Consider the following 16976-nt stretch of genomic DNA (forward strand, 5'->3'; position numbering starts at 1 on the left):
GGCAATCCCGCGAGGCGGGCCGTTTCTCTATGAGACCGATCAGAGAATCATGCTGCCGAGATACCACGCAAGACCGGCCATCAGCGCACTGCACGGGATCGTCAGGACCCAGGCCCAGACGATGCTGCCCGCCACGCCCCAGCGCACGGCCGAGACCTTGCGCGAGGAGCCGACGCCGACGATGGCGCCGGTGATGGTGTGCGTGGTCGACACGGGGATGCCGAGCGCGGTGGCGAGGAACAGTGTGATCGCACCGCCGGTTTCGGCGCAAAAGCCGCCGATGGGTTTCAGCTTGGTGATCCGCTGGCCCATGGTCTTGACGATGCGCCAGCCGCCGAACATGGTCCCCATGCCGATCGCGAGATAGCAGGCGATGATGACCCAGGTGGGCACCGGGTCCGAACTCTGGCTGATGCCGGCCGCGATGAGCAACATCCAGATGATGCCGATGGTCTTCTGCGCGTCGTTGCCGCCGTGGCCGAGGCTATACAGCGACGCCGACACGAGCTGCAAGCGGCGGAACCACTTGTCGACCTTGCGCTGCGAGGTGCGGAAGCAGATCCACGACACCGCGACCATCAGGATCGACCCGAGGAGGAAACCCAGCAGGGGCGACACCAAGATGAAGGCGATGGTCTTGATCAGGCCCCCGGCGAGCAGCGAATCAAAGCCGCCCTTCGCGACCGCGGCGCCGACCAGGCCGCCGATCAATGCGTGCGACGAGCTCGACGGAATGCCGTAATACCACGTGATGACGTTCCACACGATCGCCCCGACCAGTGCGCCGAAGACGACGATGTGATCGACGATGGCGGGGTCGATGGTGCCCTTGCCGATCGTCGTCGCCACCTTCAGCTGGAAGACGACGATGGCGAGGACGTTGAAGAATGCGGCCCAGGCGACGGCCTGATGCGGCTTGAGCACGCCAGTCGAAACGACCGTCGCGATGGAGTTGGCCGCATCGTGGAAACCGTTCATGAAGTCGAACAGCAGTGCCAGCACCACGAGGAATATCACCGTGGCGAGGCTGATCTCCAGAGTTGTCATATTGTTTTCCGGGGAGATCGCAGGTCAGGAGTTTTCGAGAACGACGGCCTCGAGGATTTTTGCGACGTCCTTGCAGCGATCGGTGACCGATTCGAGAAGTTCGTACACGCCTTTCATCTTGAGCACCTGGCGGACGTCCTGCTCCTCGCGGAACAGGCGCGACAGAGCCGTACGCAGGACACGATCGGCATCGGATTCGAAACTGGAGATTTCGCGACAGATGCGCAGGATTTCGTGGCCGTTGTCCATGTTCGACAGCAGGACCACCGCGGAGCGCACGCGCTCGGCGCAGTACAGGGAGAGGTCGGCGAGCTTGCGCGCCTCCTCGGTGACCTCGACGATGTCGTACAGGGAGACCGTCTCGGCGACGTCCTGGATGGTGTCGAGCACGTCGTCCATGCGCGAGATCAGCTGATGAATTTCGTCGCGATCGAGCGGCGTGATGAAGGTGGAGTGCATCAGCGCCATCACGTCGTGAGTCAGCGTGTCTGCCCGTGTTTCCGTTTCGTCGATGTCGGCGATGGTCCTGGCGACCAGAGCTTCGTCCTTGCCGACTGCCTGCATCAATGCGGCCAATGACTTGGCACCGATCATGATCTCGTCGGCATGGGCGTCGAAAAGCTTGAAAAACTGTCCCTCTCGGGGCATGAAGCGGGAGAACATGATGGTATGTGCCTGAAGGCGGATAAAAATAGCTGCGGATTCTACCACCGGCGGTAAGCAGACTTCTTGACCCATGCCAAACGCCGCAACCGTGTACATGGCTTACGACGTTGCGGCGGCGGCGATCCGACCGCGCCCCCGGTTCAGGACGCCCTCCAGCGCCGCAAGGACATTGCCTTTCGGACACGCGCCCCGGCCAGTTCCAGCGCCGCGTCGCGCGGCAGCAGCCTGCGTGAGGTGGCGGCCACCAGTACCTCGCGGGTGTTGCGCCGGACCTTCTCGGCGATCGTGTCCAGCGCGGCGGTTTCGATACCCCCGCGATATTCGACCGCGGCACAGATCACCCCGCCGGCGTTGGCGATGAAATCGGGCACGCACAGTACGCCGTGGTGATGGAGATATTCCTCCGCGGCCCGCGTAAACGGGATGTTGGCGCCCTGAATGACGAGACGCGTTTTCAGGCGACCGACATTGTCTTCATGCACCACGTCGGGACGGGCGGCGGGAATCCAGATGTCGCATTCAAGGTCGATCACCGCGTCGCGACCCGACTTTACCCCGCGGGGGTAGTCGAGCACCGATTTCCCGTCGGCCTTGAGCAGATCCAGCACTGCCAGGTCGATGCCCGCCGGATCGAACAGCGTTCCGCGAGAATCCGACGCGCCGACCAGGACGGCCCCTTTCTGCGCCAGAAAGCGGGCGGCATGCCTGCCCACCGCACCATAGCCCTGGATCACGACGCGCGCGCCGGCCAGCGGAAAGTTGCAGTAAGACAGCGCCACCTCCGCCGCGTTGGCAACGCCCCAGCCGGTGGCGCCGATCTCGTCCAGCGGAATGCCGCCGAACTCGCGCGGCAAGCCGACGGCGCGACCGATTTCGTCCTTGACCCACGCCATGCAGGTCTCGTCGGTCCCCATGTCGGGACCGAAAATGTAGTCGCGGATATCGCCGAGCGCGCACGCCAGGCCGCGGATCAGGCGTTCCTTGTCGGCGACGGGCATTTTCGGGTTGCCGTAGAGCACCACCTTGCCGCCGCCATGCGCGAGCCCTGCGGCGGCGTTCTTGAAGGTCATCGCGCGCGCGAGGCGGAAACATTCTTCCGTGCTGACGTCGGGCGCCATGCGCACGCCGCCGATCGCCGGTCCGGCGGCAACGTTGTCGACCACCAGTACGGCCTTCAGGCCGATCGCCGGCTCATGGACATGGATGACTTTGGCCGGGCCCAACTCGTCCGCAAAGCGAAATTCGTCGCTCATTGCAATCCCCATGATCCGGTCGATCAAGCCCCTGCGTCGCCGGGGCGAAGCGGCCGCCCTGATCCAGCCCGAACGGCCGGATCAGGCACCCGATGCAAAAACTGCGTTCACATCATCACAGCTTGATGCCAAAGGCCTTGCCGATCGCTTCGGCGGCTTCCGGGCTGTCCCACTCCTTGGCACCATAGACCTTGTGCAGCACCCGTCCTTGCGCGTCGATCAGCAAGGTAAGGGGCAGTCGGTCGGCACCGAGCATGTTTTCGAGGAACAGCTTGCTGTCGATGAAGTGCGGGAACGACGTGTCGGCCTGTTGCAGGAAGGCCTTGGCACGATCGCTGTAGTCGTCGGTCGAAATACCGATTACGTTGAAGTGTTTGCCGTGGCGGCGCGCGAGGCGGTCGAGCGATCCCATTTCTTCGCGACACGGGGCACACCAGCTCGCCCACACATTGATGATCAGCGGCTTGCCGCGGTATTCGGACAGCAGCGTCGAGTTGCCCGACAGGCCCTGCATCGGGGCCTCGCGCAGGATCCCGCCGACCGGCACCTCGCCCGGCGTGGCGGCTGACGCTGTCGTCGATAGCAGGGACAGGCACAGAAGGAGGGAATAAAGTGTCTTCATGCGGAAGAGTTTACCAGCCGATCGCCATTGCTCGACAGGGACACGGCAACCGCCGGCACAATTTCCGCGGCGGGCCGTGCATGCGCCGCACAGCGCCGGAGCGTCACGCACGCCTTTGGTGCGCATTACTGGTGCATTTTTCCCATTAGCAGTCTAATACTCTGAAAATACGGCAATCCGCGCACTGGCACAGTATTCGCTGATACTTGTTGAAACGTTTCTGGACTGAATCATCATGACGCCGACGTTCTACGACGAGATGCACGATACCGCCGGCACAACCCGGCCGCACTATGCCCACTTCGAAGCCTGGGCAAACGCCTTGCCGCCCGAGTTGATGGCACGCAAGCGTGCCGAAGCCGACCTGGCCTTTCGCCGCCTGGGCATCACTTTCGCGGTGTATGGCGAGGAAGCCGGGACGGAGCGGCTGATTCCCTTCGACACCATCCCGCGCATCATTCCCAGCGCGGAATGGAAGACCTTGCGTGCCGGACTGAAGCAGCGCGTCAAGGCGCTGAACATGTTCCTCGACGATATCTATCACGGGCAGGACATCCTACGCGCGGGCAAGATTCCGCCCGAAGAGGTGCTCAACAACGCGCAATTCCGCCCGGAGATGCGTGGCTTCAAGGTGCCGAACGGGATCTACGCGCACATTGCCGGGGTCGATGTGGTGCGCGCCGGCGAAGGCGAGTTCTACGTGCTGGAGGACAACCTGCGCGTGCCGTCCGGCGTGTCGTACATGCTCGAGGACCGCAAGATGATGATGCGGCTGTTCCCGGAACTGTTCGCACACCAGAAGATCGCGCCGGTCGAGCATTACCCCGACCTGCTGCTGGAGACGCTGCGTGCGGTGGCTCCCAACGGCGTCGATGATCCGACGGTGGTGGTGATGACGCCAGGGGCGTTCAACTCGGCCTATTTCGAACACTCCTTCCTCGCGCAGCAGATGGGCGTGGAACTGGTCGAGGGGCGCGATCTCTACATCGACCATGATGTGGTGTATATGCGCACGACGCACGGGCCGAAGCGCGTAGACGTGATTTACCGCCGCATCGACGACGACTTCCTCGATCCGGAGGCCTTCCGCGCGGATTCGATGCTCGGCGTGCCGGGTCTGTTGAAAGCCTATCGCGCCGGCCGGGTGACGCTGTGCAACGCGATCGGCACCGGCGTCGCGGACGACAAGTCGATCTATCCGTATGTCGGCGAGATGGTGCGCTTCTACCTCGGCGAGGAACCGATCCTCAACAACGTGCCGACCTGGCGCTGCCGCGAGCGGCATGACCTGAAATACGTGCTGGACCACCTGGCCGATCTGGTGGTGAAGGAAGTCCACGGCGCCGGCGGCTACGGCATGCTGGTGGGACCGGCGGCGACGAAGGCGGAGATCGAGCAGTTCCGGCAGGCGCTGATCGCCCATCCGGAAAAATACATCGCCCAGCCGACGCTCGCGCTGTCGACCTGCCCGACCTACGTCGACAGCGGCATCGCCCCGCGCCACATCGACCTGCGGCCGTTCGTGCTCTCGGGCAAGGAGGTGTCGCTGGTGCCCGGCGGCCTGACCCGCGTGGCGCTGCGCGACGGCTCGCTGGTCGTCAATTCGTCACAGGGCGGCGGCACGAAAGATACCTGGGTTCTGGAGAATGGCCATGCTGAGCCGCACCGCTGATCATCTTTTCTGGATGGCCCGCTATACCGAGCGGGCCGAGAATCTGGCGCGCCTGCTCGACGTCACCTACCAGATGTCGCTGGTGCCGCACGATGCGCAGACCGAGCGCAGCAGCTGGAATGCGGTGCTGGTGCTCAACAGCCTGGAAGCGCCGTACGCCAAGCGGCACCGCGAAATCACCGCGGCGAACGTGCTGCATTTCATGGTGCGCGACGATACGCATGCTTCGTCGATCTACAGCTGCCTGCGCAGCGCGCGCGAGAACGCGCATGCGGTGCGCGGCACGCTCACGGCGGAGATGTGGGAGACGATCAACGAGACCTGGCTGCAGGTGAGCAGGCTGAGCATCGTGGAGATCAACCAGGGCGGCATCGCGGCCTTCTTCGACTGGGTCAAGCAGCGCGCCTCGCTGCTGCGCGGCGCAATGTTCGGCACGATGCTGCAGGATGAAGCCTTTCAGTTCATCCGCCTCGGCACCCTGCTCGAACGCGCGGACAACACTGCCCGCATCCTCGACGTGAAGTACCACAGCCTGGCCAGCGCCGGGCAGCAGCAGAGCCAGGAACAGGGCGAAGAGCTGGTCGGGGCCAACGACTTCTACCACTGGGGCGCGCTGCTGCGCTCGGTGTCGGCGTTCGAGGTGTATCGCAAGGTGTATCGCGACGCCATTACGCCGGAGCGCGTCGCGGAACTGCTGATTCTGCGCGATGACCTGCCGCGCGCGCTGCATTCGTGCCTGCACGGCGTCGTGACGATTCTCGACCGCGTGCGCAACAACCGGTCCGACGAAACCCTGCGCCGCGCCGGGCAGATCTACGCCTCGCTGCAGTACGGGCGCATGGAGGACATTTTCGAAATGGGATTGCACGCGTGGCTGGATGATTTCATCGAACGGGTCGGCGATCTGGGCGGGCGCATCAGCAAGGATTTCCTCGTCGGCAGTTGAATCCGGCGTTTCCCCGCGCACCGCCCTCCGGGGCCGGTCGTACCGACGGCCCGCACATTTTTTTGCGAGCGAAGACCATGACCTATTGTGTTGCGATGAACCTCGAGGCGGGGCTCGTCTTTCTGTCCGATTCGCGCACCAACGCGGGCGTCGATCACGTCAATACCTTTCGCAAGATGACGGTGTGGGAACGCACCGGCGAGCGCGTGCTGGTGATGATGACGGCCGGCAACCTGTCGGTCAGTCAGTCGGTGATCAATCTTCTCAATGAGCACCTTGCCAGTGCCGAATCGCCGAACCTCTACAACGCCGCCAACATGTTCGAAGTCGCACGCCGGGTTGGCGAGGCGGTGCGCGAGGTGGACCGACGCGATGCGGCGGCGCTGAAGGAATTCGGCGTCGACTTCAACCCCTCGCTGATCATCGGTGGCCAGATCCGTGGCGAAGCGCCACGCCTGTTCCATATCTACGCGGCCGGCAATTTCATCGAAACCACCAACGACACGCCCTACATCCAGATCGGCGAGGCCAAGTACGGCAAGCCGATCGTCGACCGCATCGTCAGGCGCACCACGACACTTTCGGATGGCGCCAAATGTGCGCTGGTGTCGATGGATTCCACGATCCGCTCGAACCTGTCGGTCGGCCTGCCGCTCGATCTGTGCGTCATCGAGCGCGACGCCCTCGCGGTGAAGTCGCATATATCGATCGGCCAGGACAACACCTACTACGCCCAGATTCGCGGCCAGTGGGGCGAGCGGCTGCGAGAGGCGTTCACGGAACTGCCGAATCCCGAGTGGCTGTAGGCGCCGTGCCGACTCATTCGCCCCCTTGAATTGAAGCAAACGGAGAACTGCCGTGTCGATCCACGTCGCCCTGAACCACGTCACGCACTACCAGTACGACCGGCAGGTGAACCTCGGCCCGCAGGTGATTCGCCTGCGACCGTGCCCGCACAGCCGCACACGCATCCTGTCGTATTCGCTGCGGGTGCTGCCGGGAAATCACTTCATCAACTGGCAGCAGGATCCGCAGGGCAATTACCTGGCCCGCCTCGTCTTCCCGGAACCGACGCGCGAATTCCGCGTGGAGGTCGACCTGGTCGCCGAGATGGCGGTGCACAACCCTTTCGACTTCTTCCTCGAGCCGGAGGCGGAGGACTTTCCGTTCGCCTACAACGACGCCCAGCGGCACGAGTTGCAGCCTTACCTGGAGAAGGTCGCGGACAAGGCCGCTGCCGGCGATAAATTCTCCGCATATCTTGCGGGCATTTCGCGCGAAAAACAGCGCACGGTGCCGTTTCTGGTCGCGCTCAATGCGCAACTGCAGAAGGACATCGGCTATCTGATCCGCCTCGAACCCGGCGTGCAGACGCCGGAGGAAACACTGCAGAAGGCCAGCGGATCGTGCCGCGATTCGGCGTGGCTGCTGGTGCAGTTGCTGCGCCATCTGGGGCTGGCCGCGCGCTTCGTGTCCGGTTACCTGATCCAGCTGACGGCCGACGTCAAGTCGCTCGACGGCCCCTCCGGCCCCGAGGCGGACTTCACCGACCTGCACGCCTGGTGCGAAGTCTATTTGCCCGGGGCGGGCTGGGTCGGACTCGATCCGACCTCCGGCCTGTTTGCCGGCGAGGGCCACATCCCGCTGGCGTGCAGCCCGGAGCCGTCGTCGGCGGCGCCGATCAGCGGGGAGGTCGACGAGTGCGAGTGCGAGTTTGCGCACGCGATGAAAGTCGAGCGCGTGTGGGAGGCGCCGCGCGTCACCAAGCCGTACAGCGAGGAACAATGGGCGGCGATCGAGGCGCTCGGCCATGAGATCGACGCCAAGCTCTTCGGTAGCGACGTGCGCCTGACGATGGGCGGTGAGCCGACCTTTGTCTCGGTCGACGACCCCGATGGCGAAGAGTGGAACACCGCCGCACTGGGGCCGGCGAAGCGCGTGCTGGCGACCGACCTGTATCACCGGCTGCGCGACAAGTACGCACCGCGAGGGCTGATGTTCTTCGGCCAGGGCAAGTGGTATCCCGGGGAGCAGTTGCCGCGCTGGTCGCTCAACGCATACTGGCGGCGCGACGGCGAGCCGATGTGGAGCGACACCGCGCTGTATGCCGACGAGCGCCACCCGGGGACAGCCGACGCGGCGCTTGCGAATCGCTTCCTGTGCGCGGTGGCCGGGCGCCTGGCGCTGGATCCGAAGCATGTCTTCGATGCCTACGAGGACGCCTTGTATTACCTGTGGCGCGAACGGCGCCTGCCGGCGAACGTCAATCCCTTCGACGCGCGGCTCGACGAGCCGATGGAGCGCGAGCGCCTGGCGCGCGTGTTCTCACAGGGTTTGTCCAGCGCCGTCGGCGCGGTGCTGCCGGTGGCGAAATCCCCCGCGGGACGATGGATGAGCGGCCAGTGGTTTCTGCGCAGCGAGCGCTGCTACCTGATTCCCGGTGATTCGCCCCTCGGCTATCGTCTGCCGCTCGATTCGCAGCCCTGGGTGCGCAAGACCGATTTCCCCTATCTGCATCAACCCGACCCGACACAGAGCTTCCCGCCCTTGCGCAGCTACGCCGACCTGCGCCAGGATGCGGCTTCGGGTGCCGCCATACGGCTTACCGACGCGCACCCGGCAGCCGGCAGCGAAGCTTCGTCCGGACGCGTGCCGCAGGCGGGGGAGTCGGCAGACTGGGTCACGCGCACGGCGATGTGCGCGCAGGCGCGCGAGGGCACGCTGTATATCTTCATGCCGCCTACGGACGCACTCGACGACTATCTCGACATCGTCGCCGCCGTCGAGGCCACCGCGGCAGAGCTGCAGCAGCCGGTGATTCTGGAAGGCTACGAGCCGCCGTCGGACCCACGCATCACGCACTTCCGCATCACGCCCGACCCCGGCGTGATCGAGGTGAACATCCACCCGGCGAGCAACTGGGATGAACTCGTCGAGCGCACGACGCACCTCTACGAAGCGGCGCGCGAGTCGCGGCTGTCGACCGAGAAGTTCATGATCGACGGTCGCCACACCGGCACCGGCGGTGGCAACCATTTCGTGCTCGGCGGCGCCACGCCGAACGATTCGCCCTTCCTGCGGCGGCCGGATCTGCTGCGCAGCCTGGTGAGCTACTGGCATAACCACCCCTCGCTGTCGTATCTCTTTTCCGGACTCTTCATCGGACCGACCTCGCAGGCGCCGCGCATCGACGAGGCGCGCAACGATTCGGTCTATGAGATCGAGATTGCCTTCCGCGAGATGGAGCGGCTGCGCGGTCTCAGTGATCAACCCGCCGGGCAGTGTCCGCCGTGGCTGGTCGACCGGCTGCTGCGCAACCTGCTCATCGACGTCACCGGCAACACGCACCGTGCCGAGTTCTGCATCGACAAGCTGTACTCGCCGGACACCGCGACCGGCCGCCTCGGCCTGCTCGAATTCCGTGCCTTCGAGATGCCGCCCCACGCGCGCATGTCGCTCACCCAGCAGTTGCTGCTGCGCAGCCTGATCGCGCGCTTCTGGCAGCAACCCTATGCGCCGCCGCGGCTGGTGCGCTGGGGCACCGAACTGCACGACCGCTTCCTGCTGCCGCACTTCGTCGAGCAGGATTTTGCCGACGTGATCGAGGAGATCAATGCGTTCGGCATTCCGATGCAAACGGAATGGTTCGCGCCGCACTTCGAGTTCCGCTTCCCGAAAGTCGGCGACTTCGCCGTGCGCGGCATCGAAGTGGATCTGCGGCACGCCCTCGAACCGTGGCATGTGATGGGCGAGGAAGGCGCCGCGGGCGGTGCCGTGCGTTATGTCGACTCCTCGCTCGAACGCCTGCAGGTCAAGGTCCGCGGCATGCCGCCCGACCGCTACGCGCTGACGGTCAATGGTCACCCGCTGCCGCTGCAAACGACCGGCACCGTCGGCGAGGCGGTGGCCGGCGTGCGCTACCGTGCATGGCAACCGGCCTCGTGCCTGCATCCGACCATCGGCGTCGATGCGCCGCTGGTGTTCGACCTGGTCGATACCTGGATGCAGCGCTCGCTGGGCGGTGCCCAGTACCACGTCGCCCATCCCGGCGGGCGCAACTACGACAGCTTCCCGGTCAATGCCTTCGAAGCGGAAAGCCGCCGCCTGGCACGCTTCTTCCGCTTCGGTCACACGCCGGGGGCAGGCACTTTTGCACACCTGCCTCCTTGCGAACCCAACGCCACCTTCCCCTTCACGCTAGACTTGCGCGCATTCTGACCGGTCCTGCTCCGCCACCCGAAGATGCCGCACACGCTGCTTTCGCTTTACTCCCGCCCGACCGGCCGCTACGACGAGTTGCTGGCCGCCGGCGGGGGTTTGCGGGCGCACTGGCGACCGCTGTTCGACGCCCTCAACGCCTCGACGCCGGATCAGATGCGCGCGCGGCAGATGTTCGTGTCCGAGCGCATCCGCGAAAATGGCACGACCTACAACATCTACGCAGATCCGCGCGGCACCGACCGCCCGTGGACGGTCGATCCGCTGCCCTTCATCCTGCCGGCGGCCGAATGGGCGCACATCGAGCACGCCGTGAGCCAGCGCGCGGCACTGCTCGATCGTGTGCTGGCCGATCTCTACGGCCCGCAAACGCTGATCCGCAGCGGCGCGCTGCCGGCCGCGCTGGTGTACGGTCACAACGGTTTCCTGTGGTCCTGCCAGGGCAGCCGGCCGCCCTCCGGGCATTTCCTGCACGTGTACGCCGCCGACCTCGCACGTTCGCCGGACGGCAATTGGTGGGTGATCGCCGACCGCACGCAAGTCCCGTCCGGGGCCGGCTACGCGCTGGAAAACCGGCTCATCGTGTCACGGCTGTTTCCCGATCTGTTCCGCGATCAGCAAGTGCATCACCTGGCGGCCTTTTTCCGCCATCTGCAGGACAGCCTCACCCACTGGGCGCCGGTGGACGCCGGAGAGGCGCCGTTCGTCGTGCTGCTGACGCCGGGGCCGTACAACGAGACGTACTTCGAACAGTCGTACCTGGCTCGCTATCTGGGCTTTCCGCTGGTCGAGGGGCAGGATCTGACGGTTCGCGGCAACACGGTCTACCTCAAGACACTGACCGGCCTGCGACGCGTGCACGCGATCCTGCGCCGGCTCGACGACGACTACGCCGACCCGCTCGAACTGCGCGGCGAATCCTCGCTCGGCGTGCCGGGTCTGGCCGAGGCGGCGCGCGCGGGCCGCGTGCTGCTCGCCAATGCGCTGGGCAGCGGCGTGCTGCAATCGGCAGGCTTGCTCGCCTTCATGCCGGAACTGGCCGAACATCTGCTCGGCGAACCGCTGGCGATGCAGGCGGTGGCCAGCTGGTGGTGCGGCGAAACGCCCGCGCTCGACTATGTCACCGAACATCTGGATACGCTGGTGATCAAGCCGGCCTATCCGTCACAGCACATGGAGCCGGTATTCGGACGCACCCTCAGCGCCACCGAGAAGGCCCGCTGGATCTCGCGCCTGCGTCAGCGCCCGCATGCCTACGTCGGACAGGAGCTGGTCGAGTTGTCGCAGGCGCCCACGCTGCCGCCGGCGACTTCGTCGGGCCTCGACCGCAGACTGCTGTCGCGCGCCATCGGCCTGCGCGTGTATGCCGTCATTACCCCTGACGGCTGGCGCGTGATGCCCGGCGGCCTGACCCGCGTGGCCGGCGGCGGCGAAGTCGACATCCTGTCGATGCAGCGCGGCGGCTCGTCGAAAGATACCTGGGTGCTGTCGGACCTGCCGGTGAGCCAGTTCACGATGTTGAAAGGCGAACTCGGCGCCCGCGACATCGTCCGCGCCACGCCGCAACTGGCCAGCCGCACGGCGGAAAACCTGTTCTGGATGGGGCGCTACGGCGAGCGCGTGGAAAACACCGCGCGACTGCTGCGCATGGCCTGCGAGCGCCTGTTCGAGGAAGGCGACTCGTCCGCGCCACGCAAGCATGCGAAGGCCGGTCAGCCCCTTGTCAGCCCGCCGGGGCAGCTCGCGGCGGCACTGCGTTATTGCGAACTGTTCGGTTTGCTGCCCGACGAGAAAGGGCGATCGACCGGGCGAAGACTGGTCGAGGGCGTGCACAGCAGCGAACTCGCCAGCAGCCTCTCCAATACCCTGCGCCGTACCCTGTGGGCCGCGACCCAGGTACGCGACCGCTTGTCGCTCGATCACTGGCACTCGCTCAACCGCCTGCAGGACATCCTGCGCCACCCGCCCAGCGCCGGTGTCGCCCTCCCCAGCCTGCCGGTGACGCTCGACCGCGTGTTGTTGAACTGTGTCTCGCTGGCCGGATTTGCGATGGACGACATGACGCGCGACGCCGGCTGGCAATTCCTGATGATGGGGCGGCGCATCGAACGCATGCAGTGTCGCGCGCTCGCCGTGGCGCGCTTTCTCGACGACTGCATCGGCAACCCGGGTGGCATCGAGAGCCTGCTCGAACTGGGCGACAGCACCGAAATCTATCGTCAGCGCTACCTGCGCACGCCCGACCTGCTGCCGACGCTCGACCTCATCGTCTTCGATCCGGACAACCCGCATTCGGTGATGTTCCAGGCCGAAATGCTGTTGCGCTACCTCGAACCGCTGCAGCGCCAATGCTTTGAAAGCACCGACGTGGAGGTTGAACTCGACATCGCGGCCTTCCGGCGTGCGAGCGAAGCGGTGAGCGGATTCTCGCTGCTCGATCTGGAACGCGGACGTCCGGAGCCTTGCGCGACGGAGCAGCAGTGCATCAATTGCGGCGGCTGCACCGAACTCGCGGGCCACCTGCGGCTGCTGCACGATGCCGCCGGCGTACTGTCCAATCGCATCGCGGCGCGTTTCTTCACGCACGTTGTCGCCACGTCGCGCGTCATGTCGGCCTGAAAATGCGCTACCACGTCGCCCACACTACCGATTACGACTATGAAGCGCCGGTGCAGACGGCGCGGCATCTGCTGCACCTCGCCCCGCGCGACTGCGCGTGGCAGCATGTCGAAACACACACGCTGCGCATCAAACCGATGCCGACAAGCCAGGCTGACGGCGAGGACGCGTTCGGCAATCCGGTGCACCGCATCGAATTGGCCGTCCCGCATGAGCACCTGCATGTCACGAGCGAAGTGACACTGTGCGTCGAGCCGCGCCCGTGGCACGGCGGCGTCGAGCCCCAGGCATCCTGGGAAAGCGTCCGCGAGGCGCTGCGCTACCATGCCAGGCCGGTCGCGGACGCGACGATCGATGCACAGCGCATGCTCTTCGAATCACCCGGGGTGCGCGTCAAGCGCGAACTGGAGGAGTACGCGACGCCCTCCTTCGCCCCGCGGCGGCCGCTGCTGGACGCCACCCGCGACCTGATGGAGCGCATCCACCGCGAGTTTCGCTACGATCCCGAGGCCACCGAAGTCGGTACCTCGGTGCTCGAAGTGCTGCAGAAGAAGCACGGCGTGTGTCAGGACTTTGCGCACCTGATGATTGGCTGCCTGCGCTCGCAGGGGCTGGCGGCGCGCTACGTGTCGGGCTACCTGCGCACCGATCCCCCGGCGGGACAGCCGCGCCTGGTGGGCGCCGATGCGTCGCACGCGTGGGTGGCGGTTTTCTTTCCGCAGCTGGGCTGGATCGAGTTCGATCCGACCAACAACTGTCTCGCCGACGAAAGCCATATCGTCCTCGGCTGGGGGCGCGACTTTGGTGACGTGTCGCCGGTCCGCGGCGTCATTCAGGGTGGCGGCGAACACACGCTGGAAGTTGGCGTGACGGTGACGCCGCTCGACGACGACGCGGAGGCTCCCGCCGCAGCCGCGCCTGCACGCAAGCGGCGCTGATCCGGCCTGGCTGTCGGGCGCTGTCGCCTTTCGTACAAACGCCCTGTCTCAAGCCCGACACGGCGTAGCGGCGCCCCCCCAACACACTGATTCAAAACGGCTTTCATAACTGGCACCGTTCGTGCAATGGGATTCCTGTCCCCGACACTTGTGCCACAAGCGCAGACAGGAAGCCACCATGAGCGCACTGAAACAGAGAATCGACAGCCTGCTGATCGAACCCGGTTGCGCCACCAATCAGGGCAAGAGCGACAAGGCGCGCAAGGAAGGCTGCAAGAAGCCGCTGACGCCGGGTGCCGCGGCCGGCGGCTGTGCTTTCGACGGCGCCAAGATCGCGCTGCAGCCGGTGGTCGATGTCGCCCATCTGGTGCACGGCCCGATCGCCTGTGAGGGCAATTCGTGGGATTCGCGCCACGTCTATTCCTCCAGCCCGCAGACCTACCGCACCGGCTTCACCACCGACATGGGGGAGTTCGACGTCATCTACGGTGGCGAGAAGCGCCTGTACCGCGCGATCAAGGAAATCATCGACAGGGTGAATCCGCCCGCGGTGTTCGTGTACCAGACCTGTTTGCCGGCGATGATCGGCGACGATGTCGAAGGCGTGTGCCGGGCGGCCAGCGCGAAGTTCGGCACGCCGGTGATTCCGGTGAACGCACCGGGCTTTGCCGGCAGCAAGAACCTTGGCAACAAGTTGGGCGGCGAGGCGCTGCTCGACCACGTCGTCGGCACGATGGAGCCGGAGTTCACGACGCCGTGCGACATCAACCTGATCGGCGAATACAACGTCGTCGGCGAGTTCTGGCAGGTGAAGCCGCTCTTCGACGAACTGGGCATCCGCGTGCTGGCGACTTTCTGCGGCGACGCGCGCTACAAGGACATCGCCAGCTCGCACCGCGCGAAGGCCGCGATCATGCTGTGCTCGCAGGCGCTCATCAACATCGCGCGCAAGATGCACGAGCGCTACGACATCCCGTTCTTCGAAGGCAGCTTCTACGGCATCGCCGACGTGTCGGACTGCCTGCGCAAGATCTCGCAACTGCTGGTGGAGAGAGGCGCCCCGGCCGACCTGCCGGCGCGCGCCGAGGTGCTGATCGCGCGCGAGGAAGCCCGGGCGTGGGCGCGCCTCGAGCACTACAAGGCACGGCTCAAGGGCAAGCGCGTGCTGCTGTTCACCGGTGGCGTGAAGTCGTGGAGCGTGGTATCGGCGCTGCAGGAAGTCGGCATGGAGATCGTCGGCACCTCGATGCGCAAATCGACGCACAACGACCGCGCGAAGGTCATCGAGATCATGGGCACCGACGCGCACATGTTCGACGAGCTGCCGCCGCGCGAGATGTACAGGATGCTCAAGGAATCGAAGGCCGACGTGATGCTGTCGGGCGGCCGCTCGCAGTTCGTCGCGCTGAAAGCCAAGACACCGTGGGTCGAGATCAACCAGGAACGCCACCACGCGCTGGCCGGCTACGACGGCATCGTCAATCTCGTCGCCGAGATCGACAAGGCGCTCTACAACCCGATCTGGGCGCAGGTGAAGCAGCCCGCGCCGTGGGAGATCGAGGAACTCGAACTGCGGGGGACTGCACATCATGGCTGAGATCATTGCGGGCAAGAAAGCCTGTACCGTCAATCCACTCAAGATGAGTGCGCCGATCGGCGCGGCGCTCGCCTTTCTCGGCATGGACCGCGCGGTACCGCTGCTGCACGGCTCGCAGGGCTGTACCGCCTTCGGGCTGGTGCTGTTCGTGCGCCACTTCCGCGAGACGATTCCGCTGCAGACCACCGCGATGAGCGAGGTGACGACGATCCTCGGCGGTCAGGAAAACATCGAGCAGGCGCTGCTGAACATCAAGAAGCGCGCGAATCCGGCGCTGATCGGGCTGTGTTCGACCGGCATCACCGAAGCCAAGGGCGACGACGTCGGCGGATTTCTCAAATCCATCCGCGACAGGCACGCCGAACTCGCAGGCACCGAGGTGGTGTTCGCGCCGACGCCGGACTTCATCGGCGGCTTCTCGGACGGCTGGGCGAAGGCCGTCACCGCAATGGTCGACGCGCTGGTGCCGCGCAGCAAGGTGCGCACGCCGTGGCAGGTGAACATCCTCGCCGGCTGCCACCTGACGCCGGGCGACCTCGAGGAGATCCGCGAGACGGTCGAAGCCTTCGGCCTGACGGCTATCATCCTGCCGGACATCTCGGGCTCGCTCGACGGCCACATTCCCGAGACCTTCCTGCCGCACACGCTGGGCGGCACGCGCATGGAGGACGTCAAGCGCATGGGCGAGTCCGCGCTGACGATCGCGATCGGCGAACAGATGCGCCCGGCGGCGGAACTGCTGGAGAAGAAGACCGGCGTGCCCGTCCGCGTATTCGAGCGCCTCAACGGGCTCGCCGCATGCGACGCCTTCATGGCGCTGCTGTCGGACCTGTCCGAGAACGAGGTGCCGAGCAAGTACAAGCGCCAGCGCAGCCAGTTGCAGGACGCGATGCTCGACGGCCATTTCTACTTCGGCGAACAGAAGGTGGCGATTGCCGCCGAGCCGGATCTGCTATACGCGCTGTCGCACTTCTTCGCCGACATGGGCGCGCAGGTGACGTGCGCGGTCGCGCCGCAGGACGCACCGGTGCTGACGCGCGTCGCCGCCGACACGGTGCGCATCGGCGACCTGCAGGATTTCGAGGACCACGCCGCCGGCTGCAACCTGCTGGTGACGCATTCGCACGGCCGCCAGGCGGCGGCGCGGCTGGGCATTCCGCTCCTGCGCGCCGGACTGCCGACTTTCGACCGGCTCGGCGTCGCACACAAGCTCACGGTCGGCTATCGCGGCACGCGCGATTTCATCTTCGAGGTGGGCAATGTCTTCATGGAGCAACTGCACGCACATGAGCAGCACATCACCCCCGCCAGCCTGCGGGCCAACGCCACTGCGGCCTCCGCGCCGGCCGTGGATGCGCCGGCTTGCGCTGGTCACTGATTCGTCCCTGGGAGAACTCG

The 16976-nt window shown here is 65.5% G+C and carries 12 protein-coding genes; 8 read left to right on the forward strand and 4 right to left on the reverse strand.

The annotated features are described in order from the left end of the window. Window positions 1-39 precede the first annotated feature (39 nt). The 4 genes from GPA25_RS01010 to GPA25_RS01025 all read right to left on the reverse strand — a co-directional run bounded on the left by GPA25_RS01010 (window position 40) and on the right by GPA25_RS01025 (window position 3588). Window positions 40-1047: an inorganic phosphate transporter gene (locus GPA25_RS01010; RefSeq protein WP_169258472.1), complete on the reverse strand. Its 1008-nt coding sequence runs from the start codon at window positions 1045-1047 to the stop codon at window positions 40-42. Between the two features lie 24 nt (window positions 1048-1071). Beyond that, window positions 1072-1710 carry a DUF47 domain-containing protein gene (locus GPA25_RS01015; RefSeq protein WP_169258473.1) on the reverse strand — a complete coding sequence of 213 codons (639 nt, stop codon included), beginning with the start codon at window positions 1708-1710 and terminating at the stop codon, window positions 1072-1074. 143 nt (window positions 1711-1853) lie between these two features. After that, window positions 1854-2966 carry a Glu/Leu/Phe/Val family dehydrogenase gene (locus GPA25_RS01020; RefSeq protein WP_169258474.1) on the reverse strand — a complete coding sequence of 371 codons (1113 nt, stop codon included), beginning with the start codon at window positions 2964-2966 and terminating at the stop codon, window positions 1854-1856. A 115-nt stretch (window positions 2967-3081) separates the two neighbouring features. Further along, a complete protein-coding gene (locus tag GPA25_RS01025) occupies window positions 3082-3588 on the reverse strand; it encodes a TlpA family protein disulfide reductase (protein ID WP_169258475.1) in 507 nt (168 codons plus the stop codon). A gap of 235 nt (window positions 3589-3823) precedes the next feature. On the opposite strand from GPA25_RS01025, the gene GPA25_RS01030 reads away from it, so the two are divergent. The 8 genes from GPA25_RS01030 (at window position 3824) to nifN (ending at window position 16956) form a co-directional block, all read left to right on the forward strand. After that, window positions 3824-5260 (forward strand): circularly permuted type 2 ATP-grasp protein, encoded by a 1437-nt coding sequence (locus GPA25_RS01030; RefSeq protein ID WP_211162875.1) that lies wholly within the window; start codon window positions 3824-3826, stop codon window positions 5258-5260. Next, window positions 5241-6206 (forward strand): alpha-E domain-containing protein, encoded by a 966-nt coding sequence (locus tag GPA25_RS01035; protein ID WP_169258476.1) that lies wholly within the window; start codon window positions 5241-5243, stop codon window positions 6204-6206. Before GPA25_RS01030 ends, GPA25_RS01035 begins: the two co-directional genes overlap by 20 nt. A 77-nt stretch (window positions 6207-6283) precedes the next feature. Beyond that, on the forward strand, window positions 6284-7012 hold the full coding sequence (locus GPA25_RS01040; protein WP_169258477.1) for a proteasome-type protease: 729 nt from the start codon (window positions 6284-6286) through the stop codon (window positions 7010-7012). 52 nt (window positions 7013-7064) lie between these two features. Further along, on the forward strand, window positions 7065-10424 hold the full coding sequence (locus tag GPA25_RS01045; RefSeq protein WP_169258478.1) for a transglutaminase family protein: 3360 nt from the start codon (window positions 7065-7067) through the stop codon (window positions 10422-10424). A 24-nt stretch (window positions 10425-10448) separates the two neighbouring features. After that, on the forward strand, window positions 10449-13043 hold the full coding sequence (locus tag GPA25_RS01050; RefSeq protein WP_169258479.1) for a circularly permuted type 2 ATP-grasp protein: 2595 nt from the start codon (window positions 10449-10451) through the stop codon (window positions 13041-13043). Between the two features lie 2 nt (window positions 13044-13045). Beyond that, window positions 13046-13981, forward strand: coding sequence for a transglutaminase family protein (locus GPA25_RS01055; RefSeq protein WP_211162876.1), 936 nt, complete (start codon window positions 13046-13048; stop codon window positions 13979-13981). A gap of 178 nt (window positions 13982-14159) precedes the next feature. Then, window positions 14160-15578 (forward strand): nitrogenase iron-molybdenum cofactor biosynthesis protein NifE, encoded by a 1419-nt coding sequence (gene nifE / locus GPA25_RS01060; RefSeq protein ID WP_169258480.1) that lies wholly within the window; start codon window positions 14160-14162, stop codon window positions 15576-15578. Then, on the forward strand, window positions 15571-16956 hold the full coding sequence (gene nifN / locus GPA25_RS01065; RefSeq protein ID WP_169258481.1) for a nitrogenase iron-molybdenum cofactor biosynthesis protein NifN: 1386 nt from the start codon (window positions 15571-15573) through the stop codon (window positions 16954-16956). The genes nifE and nifN overlap by 8 nt, the downstream gene beginning before the upstream one ends. Window positions 16957-16976 lie beyond the last annotated feature (20 nt).

Source organism: Aromatoleum diolicum, assembly GCF_012910955.1.
Taxonomy (GTDB): domain Bacteria; phylum Pseudomonadota; class Gammaproteobacteria; order Burkholderiales; family Rhodocyclaceae; genus Aromatoleum; species Aromatoleum diolicum.